The organism is Bradyrhizobium forestalis, assembly GCF_002795245.1.
In the GTDB taxonomy this organism is placed as follows: domain Bacteria; phylum Pseudomonadota; class Alphaproteobacteria; order Rhizobiales; family Xanthobacteraceae; genus Bradyrhizobium; species Bradyrhizobium forestalis.
This window is the reverse complement of sequence record NZ_PGVG01000004.1, coordinates 261,631-277,303: the sequence shown is the minus strand read 5'-3', so window position 1 is coordinate 277,303 and position 15,673 is coordinate 261,631. Positions and strand designations below refer to the sequence as shown.

The 15,673-nt window shown below is 64.7% G+C and carries 16 protein-coding genes; 9 read left to right on the top strand and 7 right to left on the bottom strand.

Annotated features, from left to right (window positions below; genetic code table 11):
* The first annotated feature begins 146 nt into the window (after positions 1-146).
* The 4 genes from CVM73_RS07630 (at position 147) to CVM73_RS07615 (ending at position 2,983) form a co-directional block, all read left to right on the top strand.
* Positions 147-701 (top strand): PAS domain-containing protein, encoded by a 555-nt coding sequence (locus tag CVM73_RS07630; RefSeq protein ID WP_100231386.1) that lies wholly within the window; start codon positions 147-149, stop codon positions 699-701.
* Between the two features lie 165 nt (positions 702-866).
* Complete coding sequence (locus tag CVM73_RS07625; RefSeq protein WP_100231385.1) at positions 867-2,000, top strand: DJ-1/PfpI family protein; 1,134 nt, start codon at positions 867-869, stop codon at positions 1,998-2,000.
* A 56-nt stretch (positions 2,001-2,056) separates the two neighbouring features.
* Positions 2,057-2,563 (top strand): GNAT family N-acetyltransferase, encoded by a 507-nt coding sequence (locus tag CVM73_RS07620; RefSeq protein ID WP_100231384.1) that lies wholly within the window; start codon positions 2,057-2,059, stop codon positions 2,561-2,563.
* Between the two features lie 126 nt (positions 2,564-2,689).
* Complete coding sequence (locus tag CVM73_RS07615; RefSeq protein ID WP_100231383.1) at positions 2,690-2,983, top strand: hypothetical protein; 294 nt, start codon at positions 2,690-2,692, stop codon at positions 2,981-2,983.
* A gap of 74 nt (positions 2,984-3,057) precedes the next feature.
* Here the strand turns inward: CVM73_RS07615 and CVM73_RS07610 are convergent, their stop codons facing one another.
* Positions 3,058-4,989 carry a DEAD/DEAH box helicase gene (locus CVM73_RS07610; RefSeq protein ID WP_430641291.1) on the bottom strand — a complete coding sequence of 644 codons (1,932 nt, stop codon included), beginning with the start codon at positions 4,987-4,989 and terminating at the stop codon, positions 3,058-3,060.
* A gap of 287 nt (positions 4,990-5,276) precedes the next feature.
* Here CVM73_RS07610 and CVM73_RS07605 point away from each other — a divergent pair, with 287 nt between their 5' ends.
* Complete coding sequence (locus CVM73_RS07605; RefSeq protein WP_100231381.1) at positions 5,277-6,017, top strand: metallophosphoesterase family protein; 741 nt, start codon at positions 5,277-5,279, stop codon at positions 6,015-6,017.
* Positions 6,018-6,023: 6 nt separating this feature from the next.
* Here CVM73_RS07605 and CVM73_RS07600 read toward each other — a convergent pair whose 3' ends face one another.
* Together CVM73_RS07600 and CVM73_RS07595 are read right to left on the bottom strand one after the other, a co-directional pair.
* On the bottom strand, positions 6,024-6,446 hold the full coding sequence (locus CVM73_RS07600) for a VOC family protein (protein WP_100231380.1): 423 nt from the start codon (positions 6,444-6,446) through the stop codon (positions 6,024-6,026).
* Between the two features lie 110 nt (positions 6,447-6,556).
* Positions 6,557-7,708 carry a zinc-binding dehydrogenase gene (locus CVM73_RS07595; protein WP_100231379.1) on the bottom strand — a complete coding sequence of 384 codons (1,152 nt, stop codon included), beginning with the start codon at positions 7,706-7,708 and terminating at the stop codon, positions 6,557-6,559.
* Between the two features lie 209 nt (positions 7,709-7,917).
* Between CVM73_RS07595 and CVM73_RS07590 the strand changes: the two genes are divergently transcribed.
* Complete coding sequence (locus CVM73_RS07590; RefSeq protein WP_100231378.1) at positions 7,918-8,397, top strand: GNAT family N-acetyltransferase; 480 nt, start codon at positions 7,918-7,920, stop codon at positions 8,395-8,397.
* 83 nt (positions 8,398-8,480) lie between these two features.
* Here the strand turns inward: CVM73_RS07590 and CVM73_RS07585 are convergent, their stop codons facing one another.
* Both CVM73_RS07585 and CVM73_RS41610 read right to left on the bottom strand, forming a co-directional pair.
* On the bottom strand, positions 8,481-8,822 hold the full coding sequence (locus CVM73_RS07585) for a hypothetical protein (RefSeq protein ID WP_167406667.1): 342 nt from the start codon (positions 8,820-8,822) through the stop codon (positions 8,481-8,483).
* On the bottom strand, positions 8,759-9,184 hold the full coding sequence (locus tag CVM73_RS41610) for a class I SAM-dependent methyltransferase (protein WP_347338454.1): 426 nt from the start codon (positions 9,182-9,184) through the stop codon (positions 8,759-8,761). The genes CVM73_RS07585 and CVM73_RS41610 overlap by 64 nt, the downstream gene beginning before the upstream one ends.
* Before the next feature lie 265 nt (positions 9,185-9,449).
* Between CVM73_RS41610 and CVM73_RS07575 the strand changes: the two genes are divergently transcribed.
* The 3 genes from CVM73_RS07575 (at position 9,450) to CVM73_RS07565 (ending at position 11,654) form a co-directional block, all read left to right on the top strand.
* Positions 9,450-9,857, top strand: coding sequence for a nuclear transport factor 2 family protein (locus tag CVM73_RS07575; RefSeq protein ID WP_100231375.1), 408 nt, complete (start codon positions 9,450-9,452; stop codon positions 9,855-9,857).
* A gap of 231 nt (positions 9,858-10,088) precedes the next feature.
* On the top strand, positions 10,089-10,700 hold the full coding sequence (locus CVM73_RS07570) for a PilZ domain-containing protein (RefSeq protein ID WP_026312634.1): 612 nt from the start codon (positions 10,089-10,091) through the stop codon (positions 10,698-10,700).
* Positions 10,701-11,030: 330 nt separating this feature from the next.
* Positions 11,031-11,654 (top strand): transglutaminase-like cysteine peptidase, encoded by a 624-nt coding sequence (locus CVM73_RS07565; protein ID WP_167406691.1) that lies wholly within the window; start codon positions 11,031-11,033, stop codon positions 11,652-11,654.
* A 121-nt stretch (positions 11,655-11,775) separates the two neighbouring features.
* Here CVM73_RS07565 and CVM73_RS07560 read toward each other — a convergent pair whose 3' ends face one another.
* Both CVM73_RS07560 and CVM73_RS07555 read right to left on the bottom strand, forming a co-directional pair.
* Positions 11,776-13,530: a CYTH and CHAD domain-containing protein gene (locus CVM73_RS07560; protein WP_100231373.1), complete on the bottom strand. Its 1,755-nt coding sequence runs from the start codon at positions 13,528-13,530 to the stop codon at positions 11,776-11,778.
* A 527-nt stretch (positions 13,531-14,057) separates the two neighbouring features.
* Complete coding sequence (locus CVM73_RS07555; RefSeq protein WP_167406690.1) at positions 14,058-15,605, bottom strand: FAD-dependent oxidoreductase; 1,548 nt, start codon at positions 15,603-15,605, stop codon at positions 14,058-14,060.
* Positions 15,606-15,673 lie beyond the last annotated feature (68 nt).

The following is a 15,673-nucleotide window of genomic DNA, read 5'->3' as shown; positions in this document are numbered from 1 at the left end:
CAAAGACCGCCTTAACAGGCCCGAAAACGCCGCTGCGGCATGGACGCTGCAAATCCCCTCCTGCACAACAACAGAAGGGATCGCGGGTGCACTGAAGCGGGACAGGTTTGTCCCTTCGAGGTTGCGCCCCGGGCGAGCGTTCAGTCATGAAACATCCGTCGAGCCGCGCGTTCTTCGCATATTGGGACAAGAAGCGCGGCACTGCACGGGCCCCTGACAGGGCCGACATCGATCCGGCCGCGGTCCGCGGCCTGCTCGGCGACATCTTCGTGCTGTCCTGCGAGCCCCATCTCGGCTTCCCGTTCCGCGTCGCCGGCACGCGCGTCTGCGCGCTGGCAGGGCGTGACCTCAAGGACCAGAGCTTTGCGGCGCTGTTCGATGCTGCGAGCCGAAGCGAGATCGAGGAGATCACGACCATCGTCGCAGACGAGACGCTGGGCGCCATCGCCGGCCTCACCGCCGCGCGCGAGGACGGCAGCAAGGCCTATCTCGAGCTATTGCTGCTGCCCTTCAACGCCCGCCCGCACACGCCGGTGAGCGTGACAGGCGTGCTCGCGCCGTTCGACGACGAATGCGGTATGCTTTCCGCCTTCACCCTCACCTCCTGGCGCTATCTGCACCAACCCGAGAAACTCTTGCCGCGCGCCATCCGCAAATTGCAGGTCGCACGCGGGCTGATGGTGTATGAGGGGCTGAGATAATCTCCGCCGCCCGATGCGCGGCGTCGCGCGCAAGAAGAACCGCCGCGCGGGCAAATCAACGCGCATGCGGATGGCCGTTTTTGCCGGATCTGCGTCATTCCTGATCTCGTTGCCAAGAGTTAGCTTCCGCCTCGCGTGAAGCAATTGGGATCGGGTGACATCATCATGACATGGCGCATTCTGGCGTTGAGTGGCGTCGGTTGCGTGGCGTTGCTGGCGGTCATCGGCGCAACCTGGTTGTTCCTGCTGCCCGGCGCGCCGGCTCCGGGAACCGCGCCTGCGATATCCAAAGCCGAGGCCGATGCGACGCTTGCGGCGCTGAAGCCGCCGAAGCGCAAACGTCCCCTGATCGCCATCGTCGGCATCAACGACATGAGCGAGACGACCGACTATCTGATGCCATACGGCATCCTCGCGCGCGCTGACGTCGCCGACGTCCTCACATTGGCGACGCAGCCTGGACCCGTCGCGCTCTATCCCGCACTGAAAGTGCAGCCGCACGCGACCATCGCCGAGTTCGATGCGGCCCATCCCGACGGCGCCGACTACGTGATCGTGCCCGCGATGAGCCGCGAAGACGATGCCGTGGCGTTACAGTGGATCAAGAGCCAGGCCAGCAAGGGTGCGATCATCATCGGCGTCTGCGTCGGCGCAAAGGTCGTTGCCAACACCGGCCTGCTCGACGGCCGGCGGGCCACCACGCACTGGTATTCCGTGCGCGACCTACAAAAGTATTCTGCGATCAGCTATGTCGCGGATCGCAGGCTGGTGGTCGACCGCGGCGTTGCGACGACGACCGGCATCACCGCATCCATGCCGATGGCCCTGACCCTGGTCGAGGTCATCGCCGGCCGCACCAAGGCGGAGGCGGTCGCCCGCGACATCGGTCTGGCGCAATGGGATGCGCGCCACCGCAGCGAGGCGTTCCGGTTCACGCGCCCCTTTGCGCTGACGGCGATCGCCAACACGCTCGCATTCTGGAACCGCGAGCAACTCGGCATCGCGCTGACGCCTGATTTCGACGAGGTGTCGCTTGCGCTTGTCGCCGATGCGTGGTCGCGCACCTATCGCTCGCGAGCCCTCACCTTCGCGGCCACGGCAGAGGCGCGGACCAGTCGCGGCGGTCTTCGCATCCTGCCGGACGAGGTCGCGGCCGACTGGCCGGCAAAGCTGACGCCGCCGGCCGCCGTTGACCTGCCGCCGGCGCGAGCGCTGGACCAGACGCTTGACGCCATCGATGCGCGCTACGGGACGCGCACGGCCGACTTCGTCGCGATGCAGCTGGAATATCCGAGATGACGCCACGGCAGCGCTGCGGCATAAATGGACCAACCGAGACGGAACGACGGATCGACATGAGCAAGACGCACTGGCGTCCCGCGCGCACCTCCGACCTGCCTGCGATCAGCGCGATCGCAGCAGGCATCCATCCTGCGCTGCCTGAACGCCCCGAGGTGCTCGCGGAGAAGATGCGGCTCTACCCGGACGGCTGCCGCGTGCTCGGCGCGGATGAAGGCATCGTCGGCTACGGACTGACGCATCCCTGGATGCAGTACCGGATTCCGCCGCTCAACAGCTTCCTGCAAGAATTGCCCGATCGCGCGGATTGCCTCTACCTGCACGACATCGCCGTATTGCCCGGTTTTCGCGGCGGCGTTGCGCGCGATTATGTTGCCGATATCGAGCAGCTGGCGCGCGCGTCACACATCGCGACGCTCGCGCTGGTCTCGGTCTACGCCACGCGGCCGCTGTGGGAACGCCTCGGTTTTGGGGCCGCCACGATGGATACGGATCTGCGTGCAAAGCTCGCCTCGTATGGCGAAAGCGCGACCTATATGCTGCGCGACCTCGCTGCGACGTAACGTCCCTTCCCGACTGCCCGGCTCACGCGGGCGTGAAACCGCCGTCTCGAACCGGGTTGGATCAGCCTCCGTCGAAGGGATGTGCGAGCCGTTCCGGTCTCGCCGAACCGAGGCTGGAGAAGATCCATGAAACTCACATTGTCGAAAGTTGCTCTTCTTGCATGCGTTGCGACGGCCGCGTTCACCGCGACCAGCGCCAACGCGGCACAGTACCGCACCTATGGCTGCGACACCGCCTTCTTCGAAGGCTGCGGCATCGTCGTCGAAACGCCGCATGTGGGCAGAAGCCGCACCAGCGTCATCCATCTCGATACCTCGCCGACCTACATGAAGCAGACCGACCCGCGCTATAGCTCGTCGATGCGCGATGCCGGCGGCGGTGGCGGCGGAGGCGGAGGTGGCGGCGGTGGCGGCCGCTGAACTCACACCTGACCTTTCAGATGATGCCGCCGGTGCAATCCGGCGGCATCATTGCCGTCCTGAACAGCGGCGGCTCAGCCGCGATGCTTTTTCTTCTTCGACTTCTTTCCCGGCGCGCCCTTCACCGGCCACGGGGTGACCGAGGGCTCCGCGCGGCCCTGCTTGTCCCGATGCTTCTTTTTCTTTCCAAAGGACGGCGCATCGTCAAATCGCGGCGCGCGCTCGCCGGGCGGCTTGCCGCGTGGCTTGAACTCACGTGCTTCGCGCGGGCGATCGTCGCGGCGTTCGCGATGATCGCCATCGTCCCTCTCGCGACGCGGCGCGTGTGACCGCTCCTCCGCCGGCGCCGGGCGCTGCGGAGCATCCGCCATCGGCTCGATGCGGATGCTGTCTTCCTTGTCCGGACGCTTGATCTTCGCCGCAAAGGATTCGGCGACCCGCTCGGAGATCTCGAACTCGGTGGTGGTGTCCATGATCTTGATGGCGCCGATGTCGCGCTTGTCGATGCCGCCGCGGCGGCAGATCATCGGCAGCACCCAGCGCGCCTCCGCATTCTTGCGTCGCCCGATCGCGGCGCGGAACCAGACGCTGGCCTCCGCCATGCCGTGCTTCGACGACGCTTTCCCCGACTTCGATCGGGGCTTGGCCGGACGATCGCCGCCGCCTTCAAACCTGTCGCGGCCGCGCTCGTCGCGTGGCCGGCCGGTCCGCTCGCCGGGATCGATGATGTCCTCGGGCGACGGCAGCCGCGCACGGTAAAGGCGCGCCAGCGCGGCGGCGATGTCCTCGGGCGAGCGCTCGGCCAATAGCGCCTGCGCGAGAGCGAGGTCGTCGGCAGCGGTCTCCTCGGTGAACAGCACGTCCTTCATGCGCTCATGATCGAGCTTGCGGATTTCATCCGCCTGGGGCGCGATGCCCCAGGCCGCGTCGATCCCAGAGAGATTGAGCAGCAACTCGGCACGCCGCCGCCGCGCCGGCGGCACCAGAAGGACGCTGGTCCCCTTGCGGCCCGCGCGCCCGGGGCGGCCCGAGCGGTGCTGCATGACTTCGGCGTCATTGGGCAGGTCGGCATGAATGACGAGGTCGAGGCTCGGCAGATCGATGCCGCGGGCGGCAACGTCCGTCGCGACGCAGACGCGGGCGCGTCCGTCCCGCAGCGATTGCAGCGCCAGGGTGCGTTCGTTCTGCGTCAACTCGCCCGATAGCGCGACCACGGAGAAACCGCGTTCCAAAAGCGCGGCCTGCAAATGCCTGACGGCATCGCGCGTGCTGCAAAACACCAGCGCGCTCGGCGCCTCGTAGAAGCGCAAGACGTTGACGACGGCATGCTCGACGTCGGCGGGCGCGATGCGGATCGCGCGGTATTCGATATCGGCGTGGCCACCCTCGTCACCGGCGACCTCGATCCGGAAGGCGTCGCGCTGATACTGCCTGGCAAGCGCGACGATGCCGCGCGGAAAGGTCGCCGAGAACAGCAGGGTGCGGCGCGTCTCCGGCGTGGTCTCGAGGATGAATTCCATGTCCTCGCGAAAGCCGAGATTGAGCATCTCGTCGGCCTCGTCGAGCACGACGGCGGCGAGTTCGGAGATATCGAGGCGACCGCGGCGCAGATGATCGCACAGCCGTCCGGGCGTGCCGACGACGATGTGGGCGCCGGCGGCCAGCTCGCGCTGCTCGCGGCGCGGATCCATGCCGCCAACGCAGGAGACGACGCGCCCGCCCGCATGTCCGTAGAGCCAGGCCAGCTCGCGCTGAACCTGAAGCGCGAGCTCGCGGGTCGGCGCCACGATCAAGGCGAGCGGCGCTGCCGCAGCTCCGAACTGCTCGGCATCATCAAGAAGATTCTTGGCGATGGCCAATCCGTAAGCGACGGTCTTGCCGGAGCCGGTCTGGGCCGACACCAGGAGGTCGCGGCCGGTGGCCTCATGGGCGAGGACCGCGAGCTGGACGGGGGTCAGTGAATCATAGTTCCGCTCGGCCAAAGCGCGGGCGAGCGGCGGGGTCAGGGCCGGAAGAGACACGAGATGGAGAACCTTGGTTGATTCAGGCGCGGAACGGTGATCCTGCGGACCTGAGCTGCGTGCGCGGCAAACGGCCCGGCCGCACGCTGATTTGATCTGGGCGCTCTTTACGCCAAGCGCCCGGAAATCACCATGCCTATGTTGCATGGCTTGGTGGAGAGCACCCCGCCTGAAGGTTGCAGCGGATTTTTGCGGCCGCCTCGATTAACGTGCGACGAGGTCGGCCGACAGCCGAGCCACGTTCAGGTCTGATTATCTGGGGAAGCGCAACGATGCGATTGGCAGTCATTTCCGATATCCATGGCAATCTTGCCGCTTTGGAGGCCGTGCTGGCCGACATCAAGACGCGCGGCGTCGATCGTACGGTCAATCTGGGCGATTGCGTCACCAGCCCGTTGTGGCCGAGAGAAACCTTCGAAGCACTCCAGTCGCTGTCATTGCCGACCGTGCGCGGAAACCATGATCGCTGGATTGAGGAATTTCCGGACGACAAGCTCTCGCCGGCAGGTCTGTTTGCGCGCAACGCATTGACTGCGGAGCAGCGTCGTGCACTCCACAGCTTGCCTTCCCGGATATGGCTGGACGATGGGATCCTGGCCTGCCATGGCACGCCCGATGACGATACGACGTGCCTGCTCGAGGAATCGCTCGACGACGGCCGCTTTGTGCCGGCACGGCGCGAGGTGCTAGCGACGCGTCTCAAGAGTGAACCTGCGGCCCGCGTGGTGCTCTGTGGTCATAGCCACCGCCAGGCGGTCATTCAGGGCCCCGGCGAATGTCTGGTTCTCAATCCGGGGAGCGTTGGTTGCCCGGTGTTCGCGGACATTCCCTTTGCCGCGAACCTGGAATACCGCTCGCCTCACGCCCGGTATGCGGTCCTCACGAAAAGACAGAAGGGCTGGCAAGTCGAACTCCTCGCCCTCGAATACGACTGGGAGGCCGCGTCGGCGCGTGCGCTCGCCAACAACCGCCCGGAATGGGCGCACGCCATGTTGTCCGGATACGTCAAATAGAATTTCTCAGATCTCCGCATAGATCTCCAGCAGATTGCCGTCGGGATCGCGGAAGAACAGCGTGCGGTGGCCGAAGGACTGGTTCGTCGGCGGCGAGAGCAGCGCCACACCTTGTCGAACGAGTTCGCCGGCGCATTGATCGACCTCGTCCGCGGAGACCTTGAACGCCAATTGCAGCGCGGCGCTCCCCGCCGGCGTCGGTGCATCAGCGGCGGTGCGGCTCGGACGGGCCAGCGCCAGCGTATTGCTGCCCAGGCCGTACTCGATCCAGTTCGGCGAGAGCTCGCTCAGCAACGGAAAGGCGAGGACGTCCTCATAGAAGCGCCGCATCGCGGCCATGTCGCGCACGAAGACAACGGTGTAGTCGATTGCGCGGATGGCGCGGAAGGGCGAGCGCCGGTTTGGGCCGGTTGTCTGATCGTTGGTCATTTCGTCGCTCAATCCAAACTCCGACGCGTAGCCCGCATGAGCGAAGCGACATGCGGGAAAGCCTTTATAGACGTCCCAGATGTCGCTTCGCTCATCCGGGCTACAAAATCTCACTCCACCAGCTCCGGCCACGGCACGATGGTCGACTTCACCGTCTTCATCGCCATCGCGTCCTTCACCGCCTGCGCGACGCCCTCTTCGGTGAACGGATAGATCGTCTGCATCTTCAGCCACGGATATTTGTCACGCGTGCGGTAGAGCATGTCGACGCCGAGCGGGAGATCATTGCCGGTGAAGCCCCAGGATCCCAGCACGTTGAGGTCCTTGGTGCAGATGCGGTGCCATGACGTGTCGATCGAGCCGGCGTCGGTGAACTGGCCCATCTCGACATAGGTGCCGCCGTCGCGCAGCATCTCGATGCCTTCAGGGCCGGCCGTGGGATGGCCCGAGCAATCCATCACGAGATCGGCGCCGAAGCCGCCGACGATTTTCCGCACGCGATCGATGCGATCCTGCGGTGACTTCAGCTCCTCGATGTTCACAGTCGCCTCCGCGCCGAATTCGCGCGCGAGCTTGAGCCGCGGCTCCTCCGGCGCGCCGACGCAGATGACGCGCCCTGCCCCCATCTCCTTTGCGGCCGCGACCGCCAGAATGCCGATCGGGCCGGAGCCCTGGATCACCACGGTGTCGCCCCAGGAAAAACCACCGGCGCGGGTCGCGCGGTTGAAGGCGCGGATGCAGGAGGTCAGCGGCTCGGACAGCGCCCCCAGCCGCAGCGACATGTCATCGGGCAGCTTGTAGATCTTGGTGCCCGGCAGCATGTCGAGATCGACATAAACATACTCGGCCCACCCACCCCACAGATGCGGCGCCTTGTCGAAGCCGAGATAGCGGCCGTAATAGACCGGCGTCAGGCATTTGTTCGCTACTTGCGGATAATGGATGCAGTAGTAGCAGCGCCCGCACGGCATCAAGGGCGGGATCATCACCTTCGAGCCAACCTTGAGCGGCTTGCTCATGAAATCCTCGGTGAACTCGTCACCGCATTCGACGATGACGCCGCCGAGCTCGTGGCCGAGCGTGAACGGCCACGGCAGCGGCTTCGGCCAATGGCCTTTGAGGATGTGCAAATCGGTGCCGCAGACCCCGCAGGCGCCGACCTTGATCAGCGCAGCTTTGCGGCCGACCTTCGGCCATGGCACGGTGCGGATGACGGGTTCTGATCCCGGCCCGGCGTGGGTGCAGACGCGGATGGATTCCATGGCTGTTTCCTCGTGCCCGTCTGTTATGATTGCTGGTGCGGGCTGAGGCGAAGCGTATGTGAGATGCGCGGCCATGCCAAGCGCGTGTCTCGTAGCCCGCATGAGCCAACGGGTCGGCGCAAAGCGCCGCCCGATGACAGGCTCCGCGATATGCGGGACCAGCGGCCCCGGATATCGCTGCGCTCATCCGGGCTACAAGGAAAAGCCTGATGCTACGCGACTATCAGCCAGCAGATGCCGAGGCGATCATGGGTGTCGCGCTGGCGGCTTTTGCCCAATTCGAGCAGCACTATTCCGACTGGCCGCTGTTTATGACTCACGTCGCGAAGATGCCGGAACTTGCCAAGACCGGCGAGATCATCGTCGCCGAAAATGGCGGCCAGATCGTCGGCGCTGTCGCCTATATCGGCCCACGGCAACCGAAGCCTGCGTTCTTCGATCCGGCCTGGCCGGTCATCCGCATGCTGGTGGTCGATCCCCTCGCGCGCGGCAAGGGCATCGGCCGCCAACTCACGGAAGAATGCGTTCGCCGCGCCGAGCGCGACCAATCGTCGGTCATCGCGCTGCACACGACACCGATCATGACGGTCGCGCTGCCGCTGTATCTGCGCATGGGATTTGCGAAGGTGCGAGAGGCGCCGGATATCTTGGGCGTGCCGTATGCGGTCTACGTCAAGGCACTGGCGTAGGATCGGGTTCGTAGCCCGGATGAGCAAAGCGACATGCGGGAACAGCGGCCCCGGATATCGCTTTGCTCATCCGGGCTACAGGACTAAAGACCGCAGACGCATATCTGCCGCATGCTTCCCGCCGCCAGCGGGCTGCGATCGAAATCACCGAAGCGCGCGATGAGGCCCAGGCCGCCCGAGGCCACGAGCAACGGCATCTCCTGCGGGAAGATGCAGCGCATCGGCAAGGCGGCTTGCCAAAAGTCCTTCTCCGTCTCGGTCGACCAGTACCAATCCACGTGCCTGATCTGGGTGAGCGGGTCGTATCGCGCGCGCTCCTCGACGGTGATCGCGCCAATGCCGTCGTGGACCACCGTGCCGATCAACTCGCGCTTGTTGGGATCAGCGTTGAGCATGGCGATATCGGGCAGGAAGGCGTCGAACACCAGCCGGCCCTGCAGCGATAGGTGTCTGCCGACCGACCCGAAGAAGCCTCTGAGTCGTCGGGGCTATGCAGGTGCAGGATCGAGTTCACGGCGACGATGATGGTGTCGAACGTCCGCCCGCCGAGATCGAAATCGCGCATGTCCAGCTGGATGAATCTCGGTTCAACCGCATTCGCTCTGGCATGATTCCGCGCACGCTCGAGCATCGCGCAAGACAGATCGGCTCCGACGACCTCAAGCCCGGATTGCGCCAGCGGAACGGTCAGGCGACCGCTGCCGCATGCAAGATCGAGAACGCAGCCGCCTCGCTCGCACGCCGTCTCGACATAGAAGCGTTCGAGGATCGCATCTCGCGGCGCCATCAAGTCGTAGAGATCTGGGCGATAGTAGAGGCTGTTCTGTTCCATGAGGGCGATGGTAGCGGATAATCTCGCGGCCCGCGTGGGGCGACTTGTCCGCCATAGCTCGACGAGCCAGTCGAAAGCGACATGTGGGACCGACGCTCCCGCAAGTCGCATTGCTCGTGCGGACTACACGCCTTCACGCTCAACAGTGCAGACTCCGTATTCCGGCAGGAATCTTGCAGCGAAGCACGCAGCGTTGCACCGATTTCCTTTCGGAGAGCCCATGACTGATCGCATACGCGCTCTATTCGATCGTTGGGAGCAGGTTTGGCACGACGGACGATTTGACCTGATCCCGGACTGCGTGGGATCGCATTATATCCGTCACGATGAGAGAGGCGACCGGACCGTCAGCCGGGACGAGTATGCTGCGGAATTGCAGACCGTGCATCGAGACCGGCCCGGAATCCGCGTCGTGGTGTATGATCATTCCTTCACGATCGACCGCGCGTGGTTCCGATTTGCATTCGTATGGCCCGATCCCGCGATCGGCGAGAGGCGCAGCCGTGCCGGAATGCAGAGCTATCGCATTGAGGGCGGCAAGCTGGCCGAGACCTGGATCACGATGCTTGGCCTTGATACCACATGGGCCGACGAGCCCCAGGAAAGCTGGACCCGCCGCAAGGCATGAGGAACGCGCAGGTTCGCGGCATCGCTTGTGTGCCCCTCGCGGCGGCGAGGGCGGCCTGGTCGTCATCGGGACTGCCACAGTCGCCCGGTCTCGGCCTGCCCGCCCCTGATGTGGCTTTTCGAGCGCATTGTTGCCGTTCGTATCCGCCGCGCCCGATCCTAACGCGGCATTAACCCTATGCACCTTAGGGTCGTGCCGGACTCCGCCCGGGCGGGGGGTCGGGTGTTGGAAATGGCGTTGGCGAACAAAAAATTTCTTCCGGCCGCCGAGGAGCGCAGGCGCTTCCAGCGGGTGAAGGTGCACCTGCTCGGCCGCTACATGCTGCCGGACCGCCGGGAATTCCCCTGCCAGGTGATCAACATGTCGCCGGGCGGCCTCGCTTTGCTCGCCCCCGGCATCGGCAATGTCGGCGACCGCGTCGTCGCCTATCTCGACCATATCGGCCGCGTCGAGGGCAAGATCACCCGCATCATCGACAATGGCTTTGCCATGACGATCGGGGCGACGCCGAGGAAGCGCGACAAGCTCGCGGCCCAGCTGACCTGGCTCGCCAATCGCGACATCCTCAATCTGCCGGAGGACCGCCGCCACGATCGTATCGTGCCGCGCAACCCCATCGCGGTGCTGACGCTCGAGGACGGCACCAAGATGACCTGCCGCATCATCGACCTCTCGCTGTCGGGCGCGGCGATCGCCGCCGAGAACCGCCCGCCGCTGAAATCGACCGTTCTGCTCGGCCGGGTCCAGGGCCGCGTGGTCCGAAACCTCGAGGACGGCTTCGCGCTGGAGTTCATGCACGAGCAGCCGGCCGAGACACTCGAAGAGAGCGTTACCGCGCGGTAAAGCGCAAGGACGCGAAAACCTCCATATTTCCAGGCTTGAAGGCGGCCTCCGCGATGCGGACGCCGCCTTTTTCATGTCCTACGGCATGCCGCCCGCGGTTAACGCGCGGGTTGCAGCTGCGCGCAAACAGCGCTTCTGCCAGCATTTCCGCGTTAATCGATAAAATTTGAATCAATTGCAGTCATATCGAATTTTATTCGAATTCGCTTCAAGTATAGATCGAATTCGCGCCGCCTTTTACTTGTATTCGTCTCGACTTGACTTGGCTGACTTAGCGGCAACTCAAAAGCTCCGTGCGAAATGTGGTCCCAACAAGAAACGGGGGCCGCAATGTTTGAGTTCAGGGGACAGGGGAAGAGGCTGGCGCTGGTCGCCATGCTCTTCGGGATCAGCGCGGCAGCGCAGGCCGGCGAAGGCCGTCTGCTCTACGCGAGCCTCGGCGACACCACGCGTGCGCCGATCGGCTGGGTCGAGTTCTGCGCGGATAATGCTGCCCAGTGCCAGAGCGCACCGATGCAGCCGCGCGACATCGTGATGTCGCAGGCCGCATGGCGCGACCTCGTCAAGGTCAATCGGTGGGTCAACGAGACCGTCAAGCCTTTGACCGACCAGGAGCACTGGGGCGTGATCGAGAAGTGGTCGCTGCCATCAGACGGCTACGGCGACTGTGAAGACTATGTGCTGTTGAAGCGCAAGATGCTGATGGATGCCGGCTGGCCGCGCCAGGCCCTGCTCATCACCGTGGTGCGCGACAAGAAGGGCGAAGGCCACGCGGTGCTGACGGTGAAGACCGACAAGGGTGAGTTCGTTCTCGACAATCAGAACGAGAACGTCGTCGCCTGGACGGAGACCGGCTACCGCTTCGTCAAGCGCCAGTCGCAGAGCGATCCCAACGTCTGGGTCTCGCTGGGCGATACCAAGCCGGCGGTCTCCACCGCCAGCGCGAAGGATTAGTAGGAACGAGACAACAGGTTACGTGACCCGGTCACATCCCCACCCCTCCCCGTCCCAGACCGGTTCGCGCGCGGCCAGCCATCCCCCAATGGCTGGCCGCAACTTTTTTGGGGATGCGCGGTCAGCCCTGCGACGACCACGGCACGCGCGCCGCGGTGAAGTCTCGCCAGCTGTCCTGCAAGGACCGGTGCACGCTGATCGATGCACGCGCCTGCCAGCCTGCGATCGCGGCCGCCGCGATGGCGCTGTCGCGATCTTCGGAACCGAGCCCGTCGAGCAATGAGGCCGTCACCGCCATGTCGTTGAATGCGCCGAGCTCCTCCTGCAAGCCGGCGAGCCTGCGCGCGAATTTTCGCGCGGACTTGCGATCGGCAAACAGCGGCAGCAGGAACTCGCCGAGATAGCGCAAGCGCTTGGCCGCGAGCCGCACCCGGTGCACCTCGTCGACGTTAAGCGATTTGAAGCGGCGGCCGCGCTTGAGCAGCTTGGCGTGCTGCTCCGACAGAACGCGCTGTGCGAAATCGACCGCGGGCTCGGCGAGCCGGCCGAGATCTTCGGACGCGATGTCGTTGCGCCAGCCGCGCGTCTCGATCCAGCCGCCGAGACTGATCAGGAACAGGGCGCAGCGGCGATCATCAAGCGCAAGGTGGGCCCTGCGATAAGCCTCCGACTGACGCTGCGCTGCGACCCGCCCCAGCACATCGAAGCCCGCGACCGAAGGACAGGCTGTTGCGATCGCCGGCAAGGTGTCACGCTGGAACACGTCCCAGTCGCGCGCGGCGGACAGGCCTTGCGCCAGCCATTTGGCTTCCGACCGCAGTGCATCGAGGTTGCTCAGCGCGCCGACCGATCGCATCAGGTCGAGTGCCGATCGCAGCCGGCGCAGCGAGACGCGCAGCTGATGCACGCCTTCCGGGTTGCGGCCGTCTTCGGCCGCCGGCAGGGACTGCAGCAGATGAAGGAAGCACGAGCGCAGGATGGTCGAGAAGGCTTCATCGAGCGTGACGGACGGATCGAGCCGAAGCTTGCGCGGCCGGCGCGCCGACGGCGCCTTGTCGGCGGCAAGGTCGAAGCCGCGCGCGGACTTGCTGCGGATGGACGGCTTCACCGCCCCGTGCTCCGCAAGCCGCAACGCAATCTCGTAGACCGTGCTCGCGCTGCCGCTCTTGAGCTCCAGCTCGATCTCGCTCACCGGCAGCGACCTGCCGCCTGCCGTCAGCTCGCCCTGGTCGAAAGCTATCTCGACCGTGCCAGACGGCAGATCGACGATGCGCGTGTGCCGATGGATATCGGCCGTGAAGACCGCTTCCAGCGGCTGTGCGCCGAGATGGCTGCGCAGCTTCTCCGGAATGAACGGCAATGCCAAAGCGGGGTCGGGCGCAAGCGAGGGCACGCTCGCCTCCCACTCACCACGACGTAGCGGATCGTCCGCGGCGTCGGTCTTCACGGTTTGGACAAAACGCGTGCCGCTCCGGCGTACACGCAAACTCAGGCCGGCGCGATGAAGTTCCCGCTCGGGCGTGTCGTAATAGACGGACTTGAGACGTTTTCGCGTACCCTTGTTGCGTGCGTTCGCCGCGATAGCCGGCGCAGCGCTGAAATGCGCCATGCGATCGGGATCGACGAGAAGCTTAAGCTCGATTTCGCCGGCGGGACGCGCGCCAACGCTCGGCTCAGCAGACTCCAGATCAGGCGTCATCTCTTGCGATGGCGCCGGATCACTCACAGCGCCTTCGATCCCCGGCTCCGCGCCTGTTCCGGCGGGCTCCCTCAGGAAGCCGGCGATGACTTGCGCTCGCTTGTTCTCCTTCGGAGCATGATTCCCATCCGGCGCGCCCGGAGTCTTCCGGGCCGGTGTTGAATCTGACTTCAGCATTGAGGGTAACATGACAGTTCGATGACAGATCACGAGCATATAGCCGGTCGGCCGCGCTAGGAATAGTCAGGCTACGTCGCAACGCATCATCGTCCACATGTGACATCTCAAGCGCAAGTATCGACGAGGACTGTCACAATTGGGCGCGGCGTGACGAATTAAGTTGGCGCCGCGTACAGTTAGTGATCGTATCGAGAGGGAATCTCGCAGTTCTCGAAAGCGAGATGAACGCATCAACGAGCTTGGTTCATGCTAGCCGAGAAATTCTTTCTGGTTCTGGAGACACTTAGAAGTCACCTGCCCGATGACCGGCCCGAGATTGTGACAAGCCCTCCGCCGGATGCATCGATTCCCTCGGATGCGCGCCCCAAAAAGCCGGTTCCCGGCGGTCAGGAGCAGAAATAAATATCGTTCGAGCGGCCGCACCACGGTGCTCAGTGCTCTCATGGACACAGCACATCTCTGAGCCACGGCAGCGGCGGCAGGGACCATAAGGGCTTGGCCGCAACTTCTTCAGGGGTAACAGCTCACTCCGCGGCTTCAAGATTGGCGGGCTTGTCGGCCTCGCCCAGCGGTGACACTGCGGGGCCATTGAGCGCGGTGCCATCAGGGGCGAACTGCGAGCCGTGACACGGGCAATCCCAACACTGCTCGAGTGAATTCCAGTGCACGACGCAGCCGAGATGGGTGCAGCTTGCCGAATGCAGATGCAAATGCCCGTTCCGGTCGCGGCACGCCGCGATCTTCTTCAGGCCGCTGCGGACGAGGCGGCCCTCGCCGGGCCGCAGACGTTCGACGCTCGCGATTTCGCTCGCCGCAAGATACTCCGCGAAATTCTTCAGCGGCGTGATGTTCTCGTTGATGAGCTCGCCGATGTTCTTGTGAATCTTCCGGGCCGGGGCGTAGACCTCCTCCCACGGGCTCGCGCCAATCGTGATCAAATCCGTCACCAACAAGCCGGCGACGAGCCCGTTCGTGATCCCCTGTCCTGAATCGCCGCTGACGATGAAGACATGCTCCTCGTCGGGGCTGCGGCCGATGAAGCCGGTAAAATCGATCGGCTCCAGCACCTGGCCGGACCAGCGATGAGTGACCTCGCGCAGGTCCGGCAATCGCTCTCGCGCCCAGCGTTCGAGCGCATCAAGGCGTTGTGCGCCGTCGTTCGCTTCACCCGACTTATGATCTTCGCCGCCGATGATCACGATATCCTCGTCGGCAGAGAACGGCTGGAGTCGGACATAGTGATAGGGATCGAGCGTATCCCAATACAGCGCATCCTCCAGCGCGCCGGCCGCAATCTTCGCGGCGAGCGCATAGGTGCGGTAAGGCGCCTGCTTGGTGTGGATCGCGACCTGCACATTGACGGGCGAGTTCGTCGCGACCACCACGTCGGCGGCGTGGACCTCGTGGCCTGAGGCGGTCGTCACGACCGTGTCGCCATGGTGTTCGTGGATGCTCTCGACACAGGTGTCGGCGTAGAGCTTCGCTCCCCGGCGCTCCAATGCGCTCGCCAGACCTGCGAGATATTTGGTCGGGTGCACGCGTGCCTGGCGCGGAAACCGCAGCGAACGCATCTGGCCTTTGGCATGGAACGGGGTCGGCTCGACGCAATTCTCGATGGGAATGATCAGCTTGCGACAGCAATCCAGTTCCTGGTCCAGTTCGGATGCGGGCGTTTCGGGCGCCAGCACCCAATAGCCGTCCACGCGTTGAAAATCGCAATCGATGTGCTCGATACGCTGGATGGCCTCGGCGCGATCGATCGCGGTCGCGACGCTCTGATAGTAGTGGCGGGCACAGTCGTGGCCTCGCACCCTCACCAACGCGTCGTAACCGTCGTCGAGCGCCGTCGCCAGGTGTGCGGTGGTGCGCGCCGTCATACCGCTGCCGATGCCGCCGCGGTCCAGCACCACGACCGAACGTCCGTGGCTGGCAAGTTCATAGGCGACCGATAACCCGGCAATTCCAGAACCGACAACGACGACGTCCGTGCCCACGGTCCCGGATAGCGCCGGCGCGTCGGCGACCGAGACATCCATCCAGGGCGATCGGGTGTGCTCGTCCCGTACGTTCATGACCGTTCTCCTCGGAAGAACAAACGAGGCGGCAGGATCAGGGTTCCTGTCCGGCAGACGGCGAGCGG